At 70.6% G+C, this 15440-nt stretch carries 13 protein-coding genes; 7 read left to right on the top strand and 6 right to left on the bottom strand.

From position 1 onward, the window contains the following. Window positions 1-17: 17 nt before the first annotated feature. Both V6V89_RS02665 and V6V89_RS02660 read right to left on the bottom strand, forming a co-directional pair. A complete protein-coding gene (locus V6V89_RS02665) occupies window positions 18-311 on the bottom strand; it encodes a type II toxin-antitoxin system PemK/MazF family toxin (RefSeq protein ID WP_334617291.1) in 294 nt (97 codons plus the stop codon). After that, window positions 301-546 (bottom strand): DUF6364 family protein, encoded by a 246-nt coding sequence (locus V6V89_RS02660; protein ID WP_334617290.1) that lies wholly within the window; start codon window positions 544-546, stop codon window positions 301-303. Before V6V89_RS02660 ends, V6V89_RS02665 begins: the two co-directional genes overlap by 11 nt. A 136-nt stretch (window positions 547-682) precedes the next feature. Between V6V89_RS02660 and V6V89_RS02655 the strand changes: the two genes are divergently transcribed. The 5 genes from V6V89_RS02655 to V6V89_RS02635 are packed head-to-tail and all read left to right on the top strand — an operon-like array spanning window position 683 to window position 8172. After that, window positions 683-2776, top strand: a complete 2094-nt coding sequence (locus tag V6V89_RS02655; RefSeq protein WP_334617289.1) for a molybdopterin oxidoreductase family protein — start codon at window positions 683-685, stop codon at window positions 2774-2776. Next, on the top strand, window positions 2773-4209 hold the full coding sequence (locus V6V89_RS02650) for an FAD-dependent oxidoreductase (protein WP_334617287.1): 1437 nt from the start codon (window positions 2773-2775) through the stop codon (window positions 4207-4209). The genes V6V89_RS02655 and V6V89_RS02650 overlap by 4 nt, the downstream gene beginning before the upstream one ends. Continuing rightward, window positions 4206-6749, top strand: a complete 2544-nt coding sequence (gene nirB / locus V6V89_RS02645) for a nitrite reductase large subunit NirB (protein WP_334617285.1) — start codon at window positions 4206-4208, stop codon at window positions 6747-6749. The genes V6V89_RS02650 and nirB overlap by 4 nt, the downstream gene beginning before the upstream one ends. Further along, a complete protein-coding gene (gene nirD, locus V6V89_RS02640) occupies window positions 6746-7084 on the top strand; it encodes a nitrite reductase small subunit NirD (protein ID WP_334617283.1) in 339 nt (112 codons plus the stop codon). Before nirB ends, nirD begins: the two co-directional genes overlap by 4 nt. Then, window positions 7084-8172 (top strand): uroporphyrinogen-III synthase, encoded by a 1089-nt coding sequence (locus V6V89_RS02635; protein ID WP_334617281.1) that lies wholly within the window; start codon window positions 7084-7086, stop codon window positions 8170-8172. Before nirD ends, V6V89_RS02635 begins: the two co-directional genes overlap by 1 nt. Window positions 8173-8216: 44 nt before the next feature. Here V6V89_RS02635 and V6V89_RS02630 read toward each other — a convergent pair whose 3' ends face one another. The 4 genes from V6V89_RS02630 to V6V89_RS02615 are packed head-to-tail and all read right to left on the bottom strand — an operon-like array spanning window position 8217 to window position 12704. Beyond that, window positions 8217-8870 (bottom strand): GTP-binding protein, encoded by a 654-nt coding sequence (locus V6V89_RS02630; protein ID WP_442935052.1) that lies wholly within the window; start codon window positions 8868-8870, stop codon window positions 8217-8219. After that, a complete protein-coding gene (locus tag V6V89_RS02625; RefSeq protein ID WP_265248441.1) occupies window positions 8851-9216 on the bottom strand; it encodes a DUF742 domain-containing protein in 366 nt (121 codons plus the stop codon). Before V6V89_RS02625 ends, V6V89_RS02630 begins: the two co-directional genes overlap by 20 nt. A 33-nt stretch (window positions 9217-9249) precedes the next feature. Continuing rightward, the gene (locus V6V89_RS02620) at window positions 9250-9654 is read right to left on the bottom strand and encodes a roadblock/LC7 domain-containing protein (protein WP_334617279.1); all 405 of its coding nucleotides are present in this window, start codon (window positions 9652-9654) and stop codon (window positions 9250-9252) included. Further along, window positions 9651-12704, bottom strand: a complete 3054-nt coding sequence (locus V6V89_RS02615) for a nitrate- and nitrite sensing domain-containing protein (RefSeq protein WP_334617277.1) — start codon at window positions 12702-12704, stop codon at window positions 9651-9653. Before V6V89_RS02615 ends, V6V89_RS02620 begins: the two co-directional genes overlap by 4 nt. Window positions 12705-13111: 407 nt before the next feature. Here V6V89_RS02615 and V6V89_RS02610 point away from each other — a divergent pair, with 407 nt between their 5' ends. Together V6V89_RS02610 and V6V89_RS02605 are read left to right on the top strand one after the other, a co-directional pair. Next, window positions 13112-14275: an ABC transporter substrate-binding protein gene (locus V6V89_RS02610; RefSeq protein WP_334617275.1), complete on the top strand. Its 1164-nt coding sequence runs from the start codon at window positions 13112-13114 to the stop codon at window positions 14273-14275. A 126-nt stretch (window positions 14276-14401) separates the two neighbouring features. After that, window positions 14402-15436 carry an ABC transporter substrate-binding protein gene (locus V6V89_RS02605; protein WP_334617273.1) on the top strand — a complete coding sequence of 345 codons (1035 nt, stop codon included), beginning with the start codon at window positions 14402-14404 and terminating at the stop codon, window positions 15434-15436. Window positions 15437-15440: the final 4 nt, after the last annotated feature.

Genomic DNA, 15440 nt, shown 5'->3' with positions numbered 1-15440 from the left:
TTGACGGTGTGGGTGGGCTAGAGGTCCTGGATGATGCGCAAGGCTCGGGCGACCCTGTTCATGGTGTCGGTGTCGGCATAGTCGACGCACTCGGTGAACCACTTCTTCATCGGCGACGACAGCCGGTCGGGCATCACGACGTACTGCCCCATCTGCACGGCGAGCGGCGAGTCGCGCAGCAGTTCCGCTTCCACGACCTCCGCCACCAGGACGATCGGCACGTCGGTGCTGTTGTACACGTCTGAGCTGATCACGAGGCCGAGCCGCTCGCGGGCGCCTTCCACCCGCCAGATCTCGCCCCTACGAAGCACGGAAGATCGCCGCGTCGACCATCGCCACCTCGCGCTCGTCAGCGAGCGCGGCGGCCTCCAGGTCGAAGCCGGCACGGTTGAGCGCGGCAGCGTGCGCGGCGAAGACCTCGCGCAGCGCCTTTTCCCGGGCGGCCTGGTCCATCCACGCGGACAGGGACAGGCCCTCGCGCTTGGCGAACCTCTTGGCCTCTTCGATGGTGTCGTCCGGGAAGGAGAGCGTCACCTTCTTGGTCATGCGCTGAAGCGTACCGCGAGTATGACCAGCAGTCATCCCACCTGACCGTCTGCCGGGAGGGCTAGTGAACCTCTCTTAGCAGGCTCGAAACAATCGGGACGCGGCGGTGAAACCGCTGCTGGGCACGCTTCGAGGCATGACAGGCGGTGCGGAGGCGGTGACGGCGACCCGAGAGGTCGCCACGCATTGTCCGTACTGCGCCCTGCAGTGCGGCATGACGTTGCGAGCCACCCCGGAAGGGAAGACCGAGGTCCTGGCCCGGGAGTTCCCCACCAACCGGGGCGGCATGTGCCAGAAGGGCTGGACGTCGGCCGAGCTGCTCGACCACCCCGCCCGCCTGACGACGCCACTCATCCGAGAAGGCGACGCCCTGAGGCCGGCAAGCTGGGAAGAGGCGCTCGACAAGGTCGCCGACACGATCAAGAGGATCCAGGACGAGCACGGCCGGGACGCCGTCGCGGTCTTCGGTGGCGGCGGTCTCACCAACGAGAAGGCGTACGCGCTGGGCAAGTTCGCCCGCGTCGGCCTGCACACCAAGAACATCGACTACAACGGCCGGTTCTGCATGTCGTCGGCGGCCGCGGCGGGCATGAAGGCGTTCGGCGTCGACCGGGGTCTCCCCTTTCCGCTCAGCGACATCGGCGAGGCCGACACCCTGCTTCTCGTCGGCGCCAACGTGGCCGAAACGATGCCGCCGTTCGCGCGCTACCTCACCGAGCAGAAGCAGCGCGGCGGCAGGCTGATCGTCATCGACCCCCGGCTCACCGCTACCGCGCGGCAGGCCACCCTGCACCTGGCGCCGACGCCGGGCACCGACCTGGCACTCGCCAACGCGCTGCTGCACATCGTGCTGAGCGAGGGCTGGATCGACAAGGACTACATCGCCGCCCGCACCACCGGGTTCGCCGACGTGCGGCGCACGGTCGCGAGCTACTGGCCGGCCCGGGTCGAGCGGATGACCGGCGTGCCGGTCGCCGACCTGGAGGCCGCCGCCCACGCGCTGTCCGGCGGTGGAAAGACCATCATCCTGACCGCGCGCGGCGCCGAGCAGCACTCCAAGGGCGTCGACACGGTCACCGCATACATCAATCTGGCGCTCGCGCTCGGCCTGCCCGGACGGCCGGGATCGGGGTACGGCTGCCTCACCGGCCAGGGCAACGGGCAGGGCGGGCGCGAGCACGGGCAGAAGGCCGACCAGCTGCCCGGGTACCGGAAGATCGACGACCCGGCGGCGCGCGCCCACGTGGCCGCGGTGTGGGGCGTCGACCCCGACGAGCTGCCCGGCCCGGGCCCGTCGGCGTACGAGCTGCTCGACTCCCTGGGCACGCCAGCCGGCCCCAAGGCGATGCTGGTCTTCGGCTCGAACCCGGTCGTGTCGGCCCCGCGCGCAGCGCACATCGAGGAGCGCATCAAGAGCCTCGACCTGCTGGTCGTCTCCGACTTCGTGCTGTCCGAGACCGCGGCGCTGGCCGACGTGGTGTTTCCCACCGCCCAGTGGGCCGAGGAAGACGGCACGATGACCAACCTGGAAGGGCGGGTGCTGCGGCGCCACGCCCTCCGCGAGCCACCGCCAGGGGTGAGGACGGACCTGGCGGTGATCGCCGAGCTGGCCTCCCGGCTCGGCAACGGCGCACGGTTCACCACCGAACCGCGCGCTGTGTTCGAGGAGCTGCGGCGTGCTTCGGCCGGGGGTACGGCCGATTACGCAGGCGTGACGTGGGAGCGGGTCGACGCCGAGGACGGCGTGTTCTGGCCGTGCCCATCGGTGGACCGACCGGGTACGCCGCGGCTCTTCCTCGACACCTTCCACACACCGGACGGCCTCGCACGGTTCCTGCCGGTCGAGCACCGTCCCGCCGCCGAAGAGGTCGACGCGGAGTACCCGCTCTACCTCACGACCGGCCGGGTCCTGGCCCAGTACCAGTCCGGGGCGCAGACCCGGCGCATCGCACCCCTGAGCAAGGCGGCGCCGAACGCGTTCGTGGAGATGCACCCCGACCTGGCCGCCCGCCTCGGCGTCGAGCACGGCGACGAGGTGGTGGTCACCAGCCGGCGCGGTCAGATGCGGGCTCCGGCCCGCCTGACCGAGACGATCCGGCCGGACACAGTTTTCGCGCCATTCCACTGGGGCGGCGCGGCCCGGGCCAACTCACTGACGAGCGACGCCCTCGACCCGACGTCTCGAATGCCGGAGTTCAAGGTGTGCGCAGTCAAGGTGGAAGCGGCATGAAGGTAGTGATAGTCGGCTACGGCATGGCCGGGTCGCGGCTCGCGGCTGAGCTCCGCGACCGGGGCACAGACATGAAGATCACAGTGCTCGGTGCGGAACAGCACCGGGCCTACAACCGGATCATGTTGTCCAGCGTCCTCGCCGGCAAGGTGGGCGAGCGCGACGTGGAGATCACGGAGGCCGCCGGCCACGGGATCGACCTGCGCCCGGGAGTGACGGTCACCGCCATCGACCGGGCCGCGCGCCAGCTCACCACCGCCGACGGCGAGCAGATCGAGTACGACCATCTGGTGCTCGCCACCGGCAGCCGCGCGCTCGTGCCACCGCTGGCCGGGCTGGACACCTCCGACCTGCCGGACCGGGTGGCGGTGTTCCGCACGCTCGACGACTGCCGGCGCATCCTCACCACCGCCGCCGGTGCGCGCACCGCCCTGGTACTCGGTGGTGGCCTGCTCGGTCTCGAGGCTGCCCGCGGCCTGGCTGCCCGCGGCCTGGACGTGCAGGTCGTGCACGCGGTCGGGCACCTGATGGAGCGCCAGCTCGACCCCGGCGCCAGCTCCGTACTGGTGCGGACGCTCGCCGGCATCGGCATCACCGCACACCTCGACGCGATGGCGTCGTCCGTAACCGCCGATGCCAACAGCGTGACGCTCGGCCTCGCCGGCGGCCGCGAGCTGACCGCCGACCTGCTGGTGGTGGCCTGTGGAGTGCGTCCCGAGACCGAGATTGCCCGCACCGCCGGCCTCACCGTCGAGCGCGGCATCGTGGTTGACGACCGGATGCGCACCAGCGACCCGGCGATCTCGGCGATCGGTGACTGCGCGCAGCACGACGGCGTGGTCAGCGGGCTGGTGGCGCCCGCTTGGGAACAGGCGCGCATCGTCGCCCGGGTGCTGGGCGGCGACGACCCAGCTGCCCGGTACCGGCCGCTCCCGGTGGTCACGCGGCTCAAGGCCGCGGGCATCGACCTCGCCGCCATGGGTGCCCCGGCACCTGACGGCGCCGTGGCGGAGGAGCTGAGCTTCGCCGACCCGGCCCGCGGCACGTACGCGAAGCTGACGATCGTCGACGAGCGGCTCACCGGTGCCATCATGCTCGGCGACAACCCGGCGGTCGGCACGGTGATCCAGCTCTTCGACCGCGGCACCCCGGTGCCGGTCGACCGGCGGGCCCTGCTCCTCGGCCGGGCCATCGGCGGTGGCGCCGCGACGACGGCCGAGTCGCCGGCGCTCATGCCCGACGCGGTCACCGTCTGCCAGTGCAACACGGTCACCAAGGGAGCACTGGTGCGCTGCTGGCGTGCCGGTGCGAGGTCCGTCGACGACGTGGTCGCCGCGACCAGGGCCACCACCGGTTGCGGCACGTGCCGCGACGCGGTGGAGGGCATCGTCGAATGGCTTTCCACTGTGGACTCGACGGAGGTCGCCGCATGAAAAACCTGGTGGTCGTCGGCAACGGCATGGTCGGCCAGCGGTTCGTGGAGGCAGTGCGCTCCCGCGACACCGCGAGCGAGTGGCGGATCACCGTCCTCGCCGAGGAGGGCCGGCCCGCGTACGACCGGGTGCGGCTGTCGGCGTTCTTCGACGGGGTGAGCCCCGAGGAGCTGAGCCTGCACACGCCGGACGACGAGGTCGACCTGCGGCTCGGCGAGCCGGTGGTCAGCGTCGACCGCGACCGGCGGGTCGCTGTGACGGGTGCCGGCGAGTATCCGTACGACGCCCTCGTGCTCGCCACTGGCTCCTACCCTTTCGTGCCTCCGATCGACGGCAGGGACCTGTCCGGCGTCTTCGTATACCGCACGCTCGACGACCTGGAGGCGATCCGCGACTTCGCCAAGGGCAAGCGCACCGGTGCCGTGATCGGCGGCGGTCTGCTCGGCCTTGAGGCGGCCAACGCCCTGCGCCTGCTCGACCTGTCGACGCACGTGATCGAGTTCGCGCCGCGGCTGATGCCGGTGCAGGTCGACGAGGCCGGCGGCGCGATGCTGCGGCGGTACGTCGAAGACCTGGACGTCAAGGTGCACACCGGCGCCGCGACCACGGCGATCCGCCCCCGCAATGACACCGGCGGCCGCCCGGCCGCCACAGGTGGCGCTGCGGTTCACGGCCTTGTTCTTTCCAATGGAGAGTGGATCCAGGCGGACATCGTGGTGGTCGCCGCCGGCGTCCGGCCGCGCGACGACGTGGCGCGCGATGCCGGCATCGCGGTGGGTGACCGGGGCGGCATCCTCGTCGACAGCACGTGCCAGACGTCCGACGACCGCATCTTCGCGATCGGCGAGTGCGCCGCGGTCGAAGGTCTCTGCTACGGCCTGGTCGCACCCGGGTACGCGATGGCCGAGGTGGTGGCCGACCGGCTGCTCGGCGGGCAGGCGACGTTCCCCGGCGCCGACCTGTCGACAAAGCTGAAGCTGCTCGGCGTCGACGTGGCGTCCTTCGGCGACGCGCACGGCACCACCGAGGGCTGCCTCGACGTGACGTTCACCGACCCCGCCACCCGGGTGTACGCGAAGCTCGTGCTCTCCGACGACGCGCAGACACTGCTCGGCGGCGTCCTCGTCGGCGACGCCACGGCCTACCCAACGCTGCGTGCCAGCGTCGGCGGTCCGCTGCCAGGCCCGCCGCTCGCGCTGCTCGCACCCGAGTCCGAGGGCGGCGGCACCGGAGTCGGCATCGCCGCCCTCCCGGGCAGCGCGCAGGTCTGCTCCTGCAACGCCGTGACCAAAGACCAGATCATCGGCGCGATCCACGAGGGCTGCACCGACGTCGGTGCGATCAAGTCCTGCACCCGCGCCGGCACGAGCTGCGGCTCCTGCGTACCGATGCTCAAGCAGCTGCTGACCGTCTCCGGCGTACAGATGTCGAAGGCGCTGTGCGAGCACTTCGAGCACAGCCGGCAGGAGCTGTTCGAGATCGTGCGGATCCGTGGCATCCGGACGTTCTCGCAGCTGGTCACCGAGCACGGGCGCGGGCGGGGCTGCGACATCTGCAAGCCGGCGGTCGCGTCGATCCTGGCGGCGCTCGGCAGCGGATACATCCTGGACGGCGAGCAGGCGGCGCTGCAGGACACCAACGACCACTTCCTCGCCAACATCCAGAAGGACGGCACCTACTCGGTGGTGCCGCGCATCCCGGGTGGCGAGATCACGCCAGAGAAGCTGATCGTCATCGGCGAGGTAGCCCGCGACTTCAACCTGTACACGAAGATCACGGGTGGCCAGCGGATCGACCTGTTCGGCGCGCGCGTGGAGCAGCTGCCGCAGATCTGGCGCCGGCTGGTCGACGCCGGGTTCGAGTCGGGCCACGCGTACGGCAAGGCGCTGCGCACGGTCAAGTCGTGCGTCGGCAGCACCTGGTGCCGCTACGGCGTGCAGGACTCGGTCGGGCTGGCGGTGGCGCTGGAGCTGCGGTACCGAGGGCTGCGCGCCCCACACAAGCTCAAGTCGGCGGTGTCCGGCTGCGCCCGGGAGTGCGCCGAGGCGCGCAGCAAGGACTTCGGCATCATCGCCACCGACAACGGCTGGAACCTGTACGTCGGCGGCAACGGCGGCTTCCGCCCACGCCACGCCGACCTGTTCGCCAGCGATCTGTCCACTGAGGAACTGGTCCGGCTGATCGACCGGTTCCTGATGTTCTACATCCGCACCGCCGACCGGCTGCAGCGCACCGCTGCGTGGATCGAGGCCTTGGAGGGCGGCCTCGACCACCTGCGCGCGGTCATCGTCGACGACTCCCTCGGCGTCTGCGACGAGCTGGACGCCGCGATGGCCCAGCACGTCGGCGCGTACGAGGACGAATGGCGGGCCACCATCGAAGACCCCGAGCGGGTCCGGCGCTTCACGTCCTTCGTCAACGCGCCGGACACCCCCGACCCCTCGATCACCTTCGAGGTGGAGCGCGGGCAGCCGGTCCCGGCTCTGGGAGAGCGCCGCCCCGTGGCGCTCGGCCTTCCGACCATGGGAGCACGCCAATGACGGACACCCTTACGCAACAGTGGACAGCGATCTGCCCGTACGCGCGGGTGGATCCGGAGCGCGGCGTCGCCGCCCTGGTCGACGGCGAGCAGGTGGCCATCTTCCGCACGTTCGACGGCAGCCTGTACGCCATCGGCAACCGCGACCCGATCGCTGGCGCCTACGTGATGTCTCGCGGCATCGTCGGCACCCGTGGCGACGCGCCGACCGTCGCATCCCCGCTGCACAAGCAGGTGTACGACCTGCGCACCGGGGAGTGCCTCGACGAGCCCGGGGTGTCCGTGCCCGTCTACGCCGTCCGGCTACGTGATGACATGATCGAGATCTCCCGCTGATGTCAGACGAACTCTCCGGCTTCACCGTCGGAGTGACCGCCGACCGGCGCCGCGACGAGCTGGCCGCACTGCTGGAGCGGCGCGGCGCCCGGGTCGTACTGGCCCCGGCGCTGCGCATCGTGCCGCTCGCCGACGACACCGAGCTGCGAGCCGCGACCCGCGCCTGCCTCGACTCCCCGCCCGACGTGGTGATGGCCAACACCGGCATCGGCATGCGCGGCTGGCTGGAGGCGGCCGAGGGTTGGGGGTTGGCGGAGCCGCTCAAGTCGGTGCTGTCCGACGCCTACATCGTGGCCCGCGGGCCCAAGGCGCGCGGCGCGATCAGAGCCGCCGGCCTGCACGACGAGTGGTCGCCGGCGGGAGAGAGCTGCGACGAGGTCATCGAGCACCTCCAGCAGCGCGGCGTCGCCGGTCAGGTGGTCGCCATGCAGCTGCACGGCGAGCGCCAGCCCGAGTGCACAGCCGCCCTGGAGGCCGCCGGGGCCACCGTGATCGAGGTGCCCGTGTACCGGTGGGCGCCGCCGACCGACCCCGCTCCCCTGCACCGCCTGGTCGATCTGGTCACCGGCCGGCTCGTCGACGCGGTCACGTTTACGTCGGCGCCCGCGGTGGGTGCGCTGCTGCGGGCCGCCGGCCCGGGCAGTGACGCGGTGCTCGACGCGCTGCGCTCCGACGTGCTGGCCGCCTGCGTCGGGCCGGTCACGGCGGCACCGCTGCGCCGGTACGGGGTGCCGGTGGTGGCGCCGACCCGCGCCAGGCTCGGCGCGCTGGTCCGCACGATCGTCGACGAGCTGCCCCAGCGGGCGGTGAACCTCAAGGTTGCCGGGCACGTGTTGACGCTGCGCGGCCACGCCGCCGTGGTGGACGGCGAGCTGCGGCCGCTGGCGCCGGCGCCGATGGCGGTGCTGCGGGCGCTGGCCGCAACGCCGGGGCGGGTGCTCTCGCGGGCGGCCCTGCTGCGCACGCTGCCGCGGGGCGCCGACGAGCACGCGGTGGAGATGGCGGTGGCCCGCCTCCGGGCGGGTCTGGGCGCACCGGGCGTCGTCCAGACCGTGGTGAAGCGCGGCTACCGCCTGCCAATCGACTGAGCCGGACGCGGGTGGGGCGGGCGCTGGCGCGCCCGCCATCAACGTCAGCCCACGGGCGCTGGAGCGCCCCTGCCGCGCTCGCCGCGCAGCATCATCATGGCGTGCTCGACAACGCTGACCAGCACCTGCTTGACCTGGTCGCGGTGGCGGGCGTCGGTCATCATCAGCGGCACGTGCGGTGAGATCGCGAGTGCCTCGCGCACCTCGTCCAGCTCGTATCGGGGCGCGCCGTCGAAGTGGTTCAGCGCCACCAGGTACGGGAGCTGGCGGTTCTCGAAGTAGTCCAGAGGCGCGAAGGCGTCGGCGATCCGGCGGGTGTCGACAAGCACCGCGGCGCCCACGGCACCTCGGATGATCTCGTCCCACATGAACCAGAACCGGGTCTGGCCGGGCGTGCCGAACAGGTACAGGATCAGGTCTTCGGCCATGGTGATGCGGCCGAAGTCCATGGCGACCGTGGTCGTCTCCTTGCCGGGCACCTTTGACGGGTCGTCGATGCCGACACCAGCGGCCGTCATCACCGCTTCGGTGGTGAGCGGCGTGATCTCGGAAACCGCGCCGACGAGCGTCGTCTTACCCACACCGAACCCGCCGGCGACCACGATCTTCGCGGAGGTGATCCCTCGACCGCGGCGCGCCCCGGCTTGACCCGCTGGGTTTCCAGGTCGCTCCGCTGGGTTATAGCCTGCGAAGTCCACTCAATACCCTCTCAAGGAGTTCCATCCGCTCCTCGTACGCTTCAACCGGAGCGGCGCTGTGCAGGGTCAGCAGGCCCTCGGCCACCATGTCGGCGACCAGTACCCGGGCCACGCCCAAGGGCAGCCGGGTGTATGCCGCGATCTCCGCCAGCGACTGTGCGCGGTTTTCGCAGACGGTGGCGATGCGGTGTTTGTCGTGGCCGGCGAACCGGGACTCCTGGACGGCGGCCGTGGATGCGACCAGGACCGCCTCGATGGCGATGTCCTGGCGGGGTTCGGTACGCCCACGGGTAACCGCGTACGGCCGGACCAACGCGCCCCGCGGGTCTTCGCGCGGCTGGTCCATCACGCGGTCACCTCCCTTCGAAAGACGTGGGCGTTAGCGGCTCACGGCCTCCCGGGTAGCCGGCGACAGCGCCGCACCGACCCGTTCGACCAGGAGCGCCATCTCGTATCCGACCTGGCCGACGTCGCAGCTCCGCGCCGCCAGCACAGCCATGGAAGAACCGTCGCTGATGGACATCAGGAAGAGGTATCCGCTGTCCATCTCGATGACGGTCTGGAGCACGCCTCCGGCGCTGAACATGCGGGAGGCTCCGTCGGTCAGGCTCACCACGCCGGAGGTGATCGCGGCGAGCTGGTCGGCCCGGTCGGTTGGCAGGTCGCGCGAGGACGCGAGGAGCAGGCCGTCCGCCGACACCGCCACGACGTGCGCGATCCCCGCGACGCTGTCGGCGAAGTTGCTGAGCAGCCAACTCATGTCCTGCATCGTCGGCCTGGTCATCCGCTGGTCTCCTTGGTCGAGTTCGAGGAGGGCGCCTTGCCGGCCGAACGGCCGCGCTGCACGCCCCGGTGGTACGCCGACAGCAGCCCGCGCACCTCGTCTGGGGTCCGCCTGGTCTTCTCCCGACCGGTCTTCGATTCCACCCCGCCAGGCACAAGCTGAGCCTGCGGAGTCCGCTTGGGTAGGCCGGACCTAGTGGTGCCGGCCGGTTGAGGCTGAGAGGCCCGCTCAGCCCGCTTCCAGCCCTCATCCGCAGCTGTGCGCCAGCCGTCTTCGGTGCCGAGACGCTGACGCGGCACTACGGGCTCAGCCGCTGGCGCCGGCTGCGCGACCGGTGGCACCGGAGGCGGGCTGTACGCGGCCGGCGGGCTCACCGGCGGGCGCGGGGGTTGGCCCTGCCCGCCATTCGTCGGTGCGAACCCGGAGCCGGAGCCGCTCTGGGCGGCCGCACCGAACCCGGTCGGCCGGGTGGCCGGCGGTGCGGTGGGCGAGGCGGCAGCGGGTGGCTGGTCGAAGCCGCCCGGTGGCCGGCTGAAGATCTCGGTGGACGCCGACCCGTGCGAGCGGAACCAGACCGCTTCCATCTCCCGGAAGATCGGCGCCTCGCCGGCATCTTCGCGCACGGCGGCAGCCGCGGGCCCGGCGACCGGCCCGGAAGGCAGACCGGCGGGCGGCAGCATCGCTGGCGTCATCGGGTGCGCGGTGGCCGGGATGATCGTTTCCTGCTGGCCGGTCGCACCGCCCGCCCGGCGCGGCAGGCCCGACACGGTCGGGTACGCCACGGTGGGGCTGCCAAGGCCCGCCTGCGCGGCCGATTCGCCGAGCGTCGGGTAGGTGCTGGTCTGCGCGGCCGCGTTGACGGGTACGGCGTTGTCGTTCCAGTCCGGACGGGCGCCGCTGCCGGGCCAAGGGTCGGACAGGGTCGCGGCGGAGGTGCGCGCGCCCAGGGCGGACACGACGGACTGCTGCGGCCAGCCTCCCGCCGACACTGGCGCGGAACTGGCCGGCGACGGCTCGACGGCGAGCGGCGAACGCGGCCGGGAGAGCACCTGCTCGCGGGTGCGCGGCTTCGGCAGTACCACGATGCCGCTCGGCAGGGTGATCTGCGCGACCGTGCCGCCCTCGGCGTTGGGGCGCAGCTCCACCCGGATGCCGTACCGGGACGCGAGCCGGCCCACGACGGCGAGGCCCATCAGCCGGAAAGCCGCCACGTCGACGGTGGGCGGCTGGGCCAACCGGCGGTTGAGCGCGTCGAGCTGGTCTTCGGTGAGGCCGAGACCGCGGTCTTCGATCTGCAGCAGCACGTAGTCGCGGATGCGCCGGGCGTCGGCGACCACGACGGTGTTGGGCGGTGAGAACCGGGTGGCGTTGTCGAGCAACTCGGCGAGGAGCCGCACCACGTCGTTGACCGCGTGCGCGGCCACCGAGATGTCGACGTCGACCGTGCCGAACTCGATCCGGTTGTACAGCTCGACCTCGGACTGGGCGGCCCGCAGCACGTCGACCAGGAGCGCGTCGTCGCGGCGTGGCGGTGTCGAGTCGGCGCCGGCCAGGACGAGCAGGTTTTCGTCGTTGCGGCGCATTCGGGTGGCGAGGTGGTCGAGCTGGAAGAGCTGGGCCAGCCGCTTGGGGTCCTCCTCGCCGCGCTCGATCATGTCGAGCTCGCCGATCATCCGGTCGACCAGCGCCTGACTGCGGCGGGCCAGGTTGAGGAACATCGCGGAGACGCTGGTACGCAGGGCGGCCTGCTCGGCCGCGATGCGTACCGCCTCCCTGTGTACGACGTTGAACGCCTGCGCCACCTGGCCGACCTCGTCGCGGTTGGGCAATCGAATCGCGTCTCGGACCTGCCGCACCACATCGTCAGCGCCGCCTTCGCCGAGGCTGCGCACGTCGCGCAGCTTCGCGACGGCCTCGGGCAGGTCACGGTTGGCCACGGCGAGGGCGCCTTCGCGCAGGCGACGCAGCGAGCCGTTCAGCGAGCGGACCAACACGACCGCGAGCGTGATCGCCAGCATCAGCGTGATGAGCACCACGATCGACTCGATCACGGTCTGGCGGACAACGTCGGCCCGCAGCACATCGGCGTCGGCGGCGAGCTGGTCCTGCAGGCGGATCTCGGCGAACCGCATGAGGTTGGTGATCGCGCCGACGGCGCTGGACGCCTCGTCCGCGTTGAGGGAACCCCTGTTGGCGCCGATCGACTGGGCCACCTGGTTGGCCACGCGGTCGGAGAGGTCGACCGCGTCGCCCCGGACGGCCGCGCCGACGATCGACTGCTGCGCCGCGTCGGCGGTCAGGTTGAACTCTTCCAAGGCTTGCTGCTGGCTGGCCAGGGTGGCGACGAAGGCCGAGTACTGCTCGCGGTCCAGGGTGCCGTCGCCCACCAGTGCCGCGTAGGTGACCGCCTGTTCGTCGCCGACGGCAGCCTTCAGATCGGCGAACGCGGCCGCCGCGCGCAGCCTGTCGGCCAGCTCGCCCTGGCCAGCGATCTGACCAACCACCTGGGGGTATTCGACCAAGGAGTCGATCATGCCGGTGTACCGCACCACAGCCTCGGCCGGCGAGCGCTGCGCCCGGGACAGCACGTCCTGCCGGATGGCACCGAGCACGCCCAGCTTGTCGTCGATGTCCGCGAGCCGATCCTCGACCGCGGCGGGCACGTCTCCGAGGTCGGCCCGGTCACGGGTGTAGGCGGCGACCAGCGCGTCCGTGCGCTGCGTCTGCTGGGTGAACGCCGCCGTGCCGCCGGCCGGGTTGGTGCTGGTCAGGAAGCGGGCCGCCGCCATCCGCTCGTTGTGCGCCTCGTGCGCTATCTCCGAAACGTCGGCCGACAGCCTGGTGAGGGATCGGATGAGGCTGGCGTCGGCGGCACGCTGCGCACTGTCGACGAGCCGGACCCCGGCCAGTGCCACGATAGCTATGACCGGCACGACGAGGATCAGCCCCAGCTTGGTTCTGATCTTGGTGTCGCGCAGGCGCGGCAGGAATCGACGCCCGCCACCGGCCTGCACACCGCTTGCGGGCAGGGTCGTAGGTCCGGTGCTCACGACATCGCCTCCGTCGTCGTCTCCCGCGCTCCACACGCCCGGCCGCCACTTTTGTGCACCGGGAAGCGCAGCACGCGGCACGGCGGCGATTTCATCAGATATAAAGCCTGTTTGGGAAGCCTCAGTCGGGCAGGAATCGGTCGCAGCTGACCTAATGACCGCTCAGTCACATCAGATCGAGGGGTCTCGAACAGCCAAAACAGCGCATCGTGACGGGCCGTGTATACAGAGTAACGACATTGAGGATCAAGGACTGTCCACTATGCGGGATGGCAGTCTCACGGCTGAGGTACCGCCCCCCTTGACCCCCGCGTCCCCCATTGGCAAGGTTCTTCCGGTTCAATGCCGCTAACCAATCGCCGCTTGTAGGCGGGCCCTGTTGTCGGGCCGCCATCTGGAGGACTGAGTTGAGGCCCACCCGTTCCGCGCTCCTCGCGGCGGCGTTGTCCGCCGCCCTGCTGGCGTCGGCAGCCGGCTGCGACTCCGCAAGCGAGCCGGAGTCCAAAGGTGACATTCTCATCGCCGCCGATCTGGAGCTGTCCGGTGCAGCGGCCGCTGTGGGCACAGCCTACGAGCGCGCACTGCGTCTCAAGGTCGAGCAGATCAACGTGTCAGGCGTGCTGGGTGGGCGTCGTATAAAGCTCGACGTGCGCGACAACCGCTCCGACAAGACACTGTCCACCTCGAACATCAGCGAGTTCACCAGCAACTCCGCCGTCGCCGCGATCATCACCGGCGTCTGCGGCGACTGCATCGTCGCGGCGGTCAAGACAGCGAACGACGCCAAGGTGCCGACCATCTCGCTGGCGCCGGTCAACGCCGCGACGACCCCCCTGAACGAACGCCAGTACATATTCAAGGTGGGCGCCAACCCGGCCGACGACGCGGCGCTCATCGCCGGCGAGCTGCGCGACACCGGAGCCAAGCGGGTCGCGGTGCTGACCACCGACGACGCGTACGGGCAGGACGGTCAGGCCGCCATGCGCGGCGAGCTCGACGGCGACGAAACTGCCAAGATCGTCTCAACAAGGCAGTTCAAGACCACCGACACCGACGTCAGCCAGGTCGTGCGCACAGCACTGGAGGACGATCCCGATTCCTTGGTGGTCTGGGCGTTCGCCGACCAGGCGCAGCGGGTGGCGGCCGCTGCCCGGGCGGCCGGGTACCGCGGCCCCATCTACTTCGACGCGGCCGCCGCTGGGGAGCTGTTCATGCAGCAGGCGCCGCAGAACACCACGCTTGTCTTCACCCAGACAATGGCGATCGACGACGTCATCGCGACCAACCCCGCCAAGGCCGCACGCAAGCAGTGGTTCGGTGACTACACGTCGCGGTACGGCAGCTACTTCGGACCCGCCTCGTTCGCCGCGGACGCGCTCCAGCTGCTGGCGGATGCCATGAACCAGAGTGGTGGCACCGATCGCGAGGCGGTGCGCGACGCGCTGGAGTCGATCAAGGTCGACGGCCTGAGCGGTCCACTTCGGATCACGCCGGACAACCACTCCGCGCTGATGCCGCAGGCTCTGGTCGCGCTCGAGGCGAACTCGGGCAGGTGGCGGCTACGGGTCTGACGCCGCACCCGGGGGCCGCGTGCGACAACTAGGATCGGCCCCGGCAACAGACCCGACGCTGTCACATATCTCCATATGTAAGACCGTTGAACGCCCCCTCAGATCACCGGTTAAGGAGAAAACACAATGATCAGGCGCTCTCGCGCGCTGGCGACGGCTGCGCTAGCCACCGCCCTGCTCGTCGCCGCCGGCTGCAGCGACGATTCCGGCTCGGACGCCGGCGCCGACACCGGCTCCAGTGGCACGCCAGACAAGATCACGTACGTCACCGCGTTCGGCGCCGCTGGCCGGGACGCGTTCGCCTGGGTAGCCAAGGAAAAGGGTTACTTCAAGGAAGCCAATCTCGAGGTCGACATCCAGCTCGGCAAGGCCACCGGCGAAAACATCAAGACGCTCAAGGCCGGCGCGGCCGACTTCGTGAACCTGGACATGATGGGCGGGTTCATCACCGAGGGCAAGCTCGAAACCGCGCCCGAGATGAAGACCATCCTGGCGGTCCACCAGCAGACGCTGGTCTCGATCATCTCGCTGGAGGGCTACAACGTCACCGGGCCGAAAGACCTGGAGGGCAAGACGATCGCCGCCGCTACCGCCTCCGTGAACCAGCTGCTCTTCCCCGCGTACGCCAAGCTGGCCGGCATCGACGAGAAGAAGGTGACCTGGAAGGACGCGCAGCCCACGCAGCTCGCTGGCCTGCTGGCCCAGCACCAGGTGGACGCGCTCAGCACCTTCCTCATCGGCAAGACGGGCATCGAGAACGCGGCCGGCGGCAAGAAGGCGGTCGTCCTGCCCTACGGCAACTACCTGACCGACCTGTATGGCAACGGCATCTTCACCTCGAACGAGACCGCCAAGAACAAGCCCGAGCTGGTCAAGCGGTTCCGGGACGCGATGCTCAAGGCCCTGCAGTACACGCTGGACAACCCCGACGAGGCTGCGCAGATTCTCAAGACGGCACAGCCAGCGGCCAACGTGGCCGCGGCGAAGGGTGAGATCGTCTCGATGACGCCCTACACGAAGCCGACCTCCGGCGCGCCGCTCGGCTCCATCGACACCCAGCGGGCGGCCCGTGCGATCGCACTCCTGGAGTCGCTGAACCTGATCAAGGCGGGCGTGAAGCCGGAAGATCTCGTGGCCACGGACCTGATCGTCAAGGCGTGACCCG

Origin of the sequence: Micromonospora sp. CPCC 206061 (assembly GCF_036906915.1) — a bacterium.
In the GTDB taxonomy this organism is placed as follows: domain Bacteria; phylum Actinomycetota; class Actinomycetes; order Mycobacteriales; family Micromonosporaceae; genus Phytohabitans.
This window is presented reverse-complemented; position numbering and strand designations above follow the sequence as displayed.

Coding starts and splice junctions, on each gene's coding strand:
- V6V89_RS02660 (WP_334617290.1), bottom strand. CDS start 546: ATGACCAAGAAGGTGACGCTCTCCTTCCCGGACGACACCATCGAAGAG.
- V6V89_RS02655 (WP_334617289.1), top strand. CDS start 683: ATGACAGGCGGTGCGGAGGCGGTGACGGCGACCCGAGAGGTCGCCACG.
- V6V89_RS02650 (WP_334617287.1), top strand. CDS start 2,773: ATGAAGGTAGTGATAGTCGGCTACGGCATGGCCGGGTCGCGGCTCGCG.
- nirB (WP_334617285.1), top strand. CDS start 4,206: ATGAAAAACCTGGTGGTCGTCGGCAACGGCATGGTCGGCCAGCGGTTC.
- nirD (WP_334617283.1), top strand. CDS start 6,746: ATGACGGACACCCTTACGCAACAGTGGACAGCGATCTGCCCGTACGCG.
- V6V89_RS02635 (WP_334617281.1), top strand. CDS start 7,084: ATGTCAGACGAACTCTCCGGCTTCACCGTCGGAGTGACCGCCGACCGG.
- V6V89_RS02625 (WP_265248441.1), bottom strand. CDS start 9,216: ATGGACCAGCCGCGCGAAGACCCGCGGGGCGCGTTGGTCCGGCCGTAC.
- V6V89_RS02620 (WP_334617279.1), bottom strand. CDS start 9,654: ATGACCAGGCCGACGATGCAGGACATGAGTTGGCTGCTCAGCAACTTC.
- V6V89_RS02605 (WP_334617273.1), top strand. CDS start 14,402: ATGATCAGGCGCTCTCGCGCGCTGGCGACGGCTGCGCTAGCCACCGCC.